The organism is Autumnicola edwardsiae (assembly GCF_031846505.1).
GTDB classification, from domain to species: Bacteria; Bacteroidota; Bacteroidia; order Flavobacteriales; family Flavobacteriaceae; genus Autumnicola; species Autumnicola edwardsiae.
Window position 1 is genome coordinate 1 of record NZ_JAVRHP010000142.1, and the last position, 5,180, is coordinate 5,180.

General features: G+C 39.9%; 3 protein-coding genes. All 3 read left to right on the forward strand.

Translation table 11 applies throughout. The annotated features are described in order from the left end of the window. Positions 1-2,121, forward strand: a 2,121-nt coding sequence (locus RM529_RS15805) for a T9SS type B sorting domain-containing protein (RefSeq protein ID WP_311485716.1), incomplete at its 5' end; no start/stop codon positions are given. 22 nt (positions 2,122-2,143) lie between these two features. After that, positions 2,144-3,079, forward strand: a complete 936-nt coding sequence (locus tag RM529_RS15810; protein WP_311485717.1) for a PorP/SprF family type IX secretion system membrane protein — start codon at positions 2,144-2,146, stop codon at positions 3,077-3,079. 12 nt (positions 3,080-3,091) lie between these two features. Continuing rightward, a complete protein-coding gene (locus RM529_RS15815) occupies positions 3,092-4,711 on the forward strand; it encodes an OmpA family protein (protein WP_311485718.1) in 1,620 nt (539 codons plus the stop codon). Positions 4,712-5,180 lie beyond the last annotated feature (469 nt).

Genomic DNA, 5,180 nt, shown 5'->3' on the forward strand with positions numbered 1-5,180 from the left:
AATGGTGATGAATTAGAATGTGTGACTGGAATAGACTCTACTACTTTTGAAATAGAAGTAACAGTAGGTTCAAACGAGGTAACATTAATCGACCGCACTTACTGTATAGCAGAAGTTCTTGAATTAATCGAGAACCCTGATGATGCCGTTTCACTCTTTAACGATTTATTAGAGGAAGAGGGAACTGTAGATTTAACAGGTGAATTTTCGCCAGCTGTGGAAGTAGTGGCATCTCAAATTGCTGCTTACCTTGCTAATCCAACAACGCCTTCTCAGGTTTTTGAAACCACTTATACTGTTTTTAACGGAGGATGCGAATCGTCTACGAATATTGAAGTAACAATTATAGATGAAATTGCCGCTGAATTAACAGAAGTGGACGATCCTGCTCCAATCTGTCAAAATGCAGGTGTTCAGGATCTAACCGATTTTATTGGAGACAATCCGGAGTTCGGAACTTTTGAAGGATATGAAGATGGCACATTTAATCCGGGAACAATGGGCCCAGGTGAGTATGAGATCACTTATTCTTTAAACGAAGAAGAATTATCTTGTGTTACAGGTTCTGCCGAAATAACTTTTACGGTTACTGTACAGGATGCTGCATTTGCAGGAATGGACCTTACCTATACGGTATGCCAGAATGCAGGTAGACAGAATCTTTTCTCCAGATTAGATGATGACAATGTGGACATGGATGGAGAATTTACGTACAACGGAGATATTGTTGAAGATGGAATGATAAATCCTTCACAATTTGATCCGGGTATCTACGAGTTTATCTATACCGTTCCGGCAGAAAATGAATGCGGTGAAGATTCCTCATCACTTTTCGTAACTGTAACAGGTGTTCCTAGTGCAGGTCCAGACCCGGAGGAAGATCTAATTGTTTGCCAGAATGAAGAAACACAGGATTTATTCAGCCTTCTTGGACAAGAAGCAGATATGGGCGGAAGATTCACTCTTAATGGCAATACAATTGCCAACGGAATGTTGGAGCCGTCACAATATGAACCCGATACTTACATTGTAACTTATATTGTAAGCACAGGTGATGGTAACTGTTCAGATTCGGCTATTATAACTGTAGTAATCCTGGAATCAGCTAACGCTGGTGAAAACATGGAAATATCTCTATGTAATAACGACGGTCAGCGCAACCTTTTTGAGGAACTATCTGCAGATGCAGATATGGATGGTACGTTCACTTTAGGTGACGATACTATTGCCGATGGTCTTTTTGATCCTGCAAATTATGATGAAGGCTCTTATGAGGTAACTTATTCAGTAGCATCTGACGATGAACGCTGCGGAACAAGTACATCTACAGTAGCTGTAAATGTTATTGTTGCTCCAGATGCACCAACAGTATCAGATCTTACTTTCTGTGCTATAGAAGGTGCAACCGTTGCAGATCTTGGTGTTGCCGGAGATAATATCACTTACTACTCAAACATGGAGTTAACAGACGAGTTAGACCCTGCAGATTTACTTGTAGAACAGCCTTACTACGTTACCGACATGAGTGCAGAAGGTGGATGCGTTTCTGAAGCGGCAATAATCATGGTTGCTATTAACGATGCTCCTGCTCCAACAATAGACCAGTCTCAGCTTGAACTTTGTGAGTTTGAGGACTACACCTTGTTAGATTTAAATGCTGCAATTAATGAACCGGGAGATATCAGATGGTATGCTTCTGAAGATGGAAGTGATGCTTTAAGCCTTAACACTCCACTTGAAGATGGTGCTACATATTACGCAGCCTTATTTGATGATGTAACAGAATGTGAAAGTTCACAAAGACTTGAATATACGGTACAGTTGGAAGATTGTCCTTTAGTTTTTCCTGAAGGAATTTCACCAAATGACGACGGAAGAAACGATCTCTTTATCGTTGAAAACATTGAAGAAGAATATCCTAATTACAGCCTTGAGATATTTAACAGATGGGGTAACACTGTTTATAAAGGAAACGCCAGTACTCCCGAGTGGGACGGTACATCTACCGAATCTGGAAGCCTTGGTGATGATGTGTTACCTGTAGGAGTTTATTTCTATATCATCGAATTTAACGATGGGACTACACCTCCAACGCAAGGAAAAATATACTTAAGTAGATAATCAGGATAAATACTAGATAGAAATGAAAAAAATAACAAAATATTTAATATTCGCAGGCATTATCCTTTTCTCTCTTAAGGGTATGTCTCAACAAGATCCGCTCTTCACTCAGTACATGTATAACATGAGTGTTGTGAACCCGGCTTATGCTACCGACGATCCCGGTATGCTTAACCTGGGAGGAATTTACAGATCTCAGTGGGTAGGAATTGACGGTGCGCCAAGCACCGCCAATTTCTTCGCTCACACTCCGGTTAGTGACAGAGTAGAATTAGGTTTAACTATAGTTCACGACGAAGTTGGAGGCTGGATAAAAGAAAATAACATAACCGCAGATTTCGCTTATGTTCTTCCTGCGGGAGAAACCAGTAACCTCTCTTTTGGGGTGAAAGCCGGTTTATCCACATTCGATTCCAATACTGCAGGAATTATAGTAAATGATCAGGATGATCCAGCGTTTGAAAACATCAACGAGGTTTTTCCCGTTTTTGGGGTTGGAGCATTTTGGTTTGGCGATAATTATTACTTAGGCTTATCTGCCCCAAATCTTTTTACTTCTAAACATTTAGAAAACGAACAGGGTATTACGGCATTAGGAGAAGAAAATATCCATTATTTCGTTACAGGGGGATATGTTTTTGATTTAAGCGAGAATGTTAAACTAAAACCTGCCTTTATGGCCAGAGGCGTTGAGGGTGCTCCATTATCTGTAGATGCTACGGCAAACGTACTTTTATATGAGCGCCTGGAAGCAGGAATTGGTTATAGGTTTAACGAATCTGTTACCGGTTTGGTAAACTTTAAAATCACACCGCAACTCCGCATAGGTTATGCGTACGATTACACCACTTCCAACTTAGGTGACTACAACGACGGAACCCATGAGATCATGGTATTATTTGATTTTGATCTTTTCGGACTTACCAAAGGATACGACAAATCACCCCGATTCTTCTAAAAACTGCATAACATGAAAAATATATATAGAACTATTTTATTAACACTAGTTAGCATTTCTGCTTTCGGACAAAGTTCTGAAATCAAGAAAGCCGACAAATTTTTTGTTCAGCGTGCCTACGTTGATGCGGCCGCTGCTTATGAAGATGTTTCTGACAAAAATCAGGAAGTCCTTCAAAACCTTGGAGATGCTTATTTTTACACCAACCAAATGTCCAATGCAACAGAAGTTTACAGACTGTTGTTCTTAAGACATGAGGCTAATGTCTCTCCCGAATACCATTTTAGATATGCAAATGCACTTATGGGAACCGGGGAATATGAGCAGGCAAACGAATACATGAGTAACTATAAAGGAACTGATGTTGACTTTTCAGAATTTGAAAAGCAATTGGACACCACAGTACCACATGTATACACTACAAACCAAATCATGAACAACAGCGCTTCAGCAGATTTTGGTATTTCCTATTTTGGCGACAGAGTAGCTTTTGCTTCAACCAGAAACCAGGAGCGTCCTATTTATCCCTGGAACAAAAGACCAACTCTGGATCTTTACAGTGCTTCAATTTCTGAAGAAGGAGAATTAAATGATATTGTTTTATTCTCTGACGTGATTAATACAGACGAGCACGAGAGTTCTGCAACTTTTTCTCAAGATGGCCAAACGGTATATTTTGACCGTACAAATGAGAAGAGGGTAAAAGATACCAGCGGATTAAGAGTTGCGCATATTAGCATCTTTAAGTCTGAAATGGTAGATGGAGCATGGTCAGAACCGGAAAAACTACCTTTTAGCAGCGAAGAATATTCGGTAGAGCATCCAAGCCTTAGCAAGGACGGCACAAAACTCTATTTTGCGAGTGACATGCCAGGCTCCATGGGATCTTTTGATATTTATGTTGTAGATGTAAATGAAGACGGTACTTTTGGATCACCCGAAAATCTTGGTGCAGGAGTAAATACTTCACAACGCGAACAATTCCCATTTATTAGTGAGGAAGATGTACTCTACTTTGCATCAGACGGGCACCAGGGATTTGGTAACCTTGATATCTTTAGAAGTGAGGATACCTTTTCTGAATCACAAAATTTAGGTTCTTCAGTGAACAGCGGGAATGATGATTTCGCATTTGTTATTAGAGAAGGAGAATCCAGGGGCTTCTTTGCTTCAAACAGAAGAGGAAGCGATAATCTTTACACCTTCACCAGGGAAGATTACCAGCCTCCGGTTGTAGATTTTGAAGACAGGGAAACCAACCTGGAAACAGGAAGACAACAACTTCGTGATGTAGGAAATATCTATTTCGACTTTGATAAGGCTACAATTAAACCAGAATCTGAAGCAACTTTAGACAGGGTCGTAGCTATAATGAATAAATATCCAACACTGGAGATCGAGATAGGCTCTCATGCCGATGCCAGAGGAAGCGACCAATACAATATGGGTCTTTCTGAAAGACGTGCCGCTGCCACATTAGAATATTTGGTAGAAAACGGAATTTCAAGAGACAGGTTAACTTCTAAAGGATATGGTGAGAGTATGCCACTTAACGATTGTACAGCGCCAACAGGATGTACTGCAGCGCAGTATGCCCAAAACAGGCGAAGTGAGTTCACAATCATGAATTAGAGAAACCAACTAACCAACCATTTTTACTTAAAAAAGCCCCAAATTGGGGCTTTTTTTTATACTCTATATTTAAAAGAGAACATTCTTAATTCTTAGCCACAGAAAGATCTGAAGATCGATAATTGACATTTTGGATCGTTCACTTTAAACTGAACCAGGAAACAGGAGATAAGAATCAGGATACTCTCTAAAATATTCTTCTACGGAAACATTTAGAGGTTATTAGTGCATTGGTGGTGAAACTTCAGAGCGATAATTGTCAATTCAGCACCGCACTTTGAGAGGAAAGAGATAAAAAAAAACTTCGTACACTCGTCCCTCTTACTTCGTACTTACAAAGGTCGAAAATTACTATTTTGGATCGTTCACATTAAACTGAACCAGAAAACAGGAAATAAGAATCAGGACACTCCCTGAAAAGTTTTCTACGGAAGCTCCCAGAAGTTATTCGTGAATTCGTGGTGAAACT

Excerpts from the sequence above, each read along its gene's own strand:
- RM529_RS15810 (WP_311485717.1), top strand. The coding sequence starts at position 2,144 with ATGAAAAAAATAACAAAATATTTAATATTCGCAGGCATTATCCTTTTC.
- RM529_RS15815 (WP_311485718.1), top strand. The coding sequence starts at position 3,092 with ATGAAAAATATATATAGAACTATTTTATTAACACTAGTTAGCATTTCT.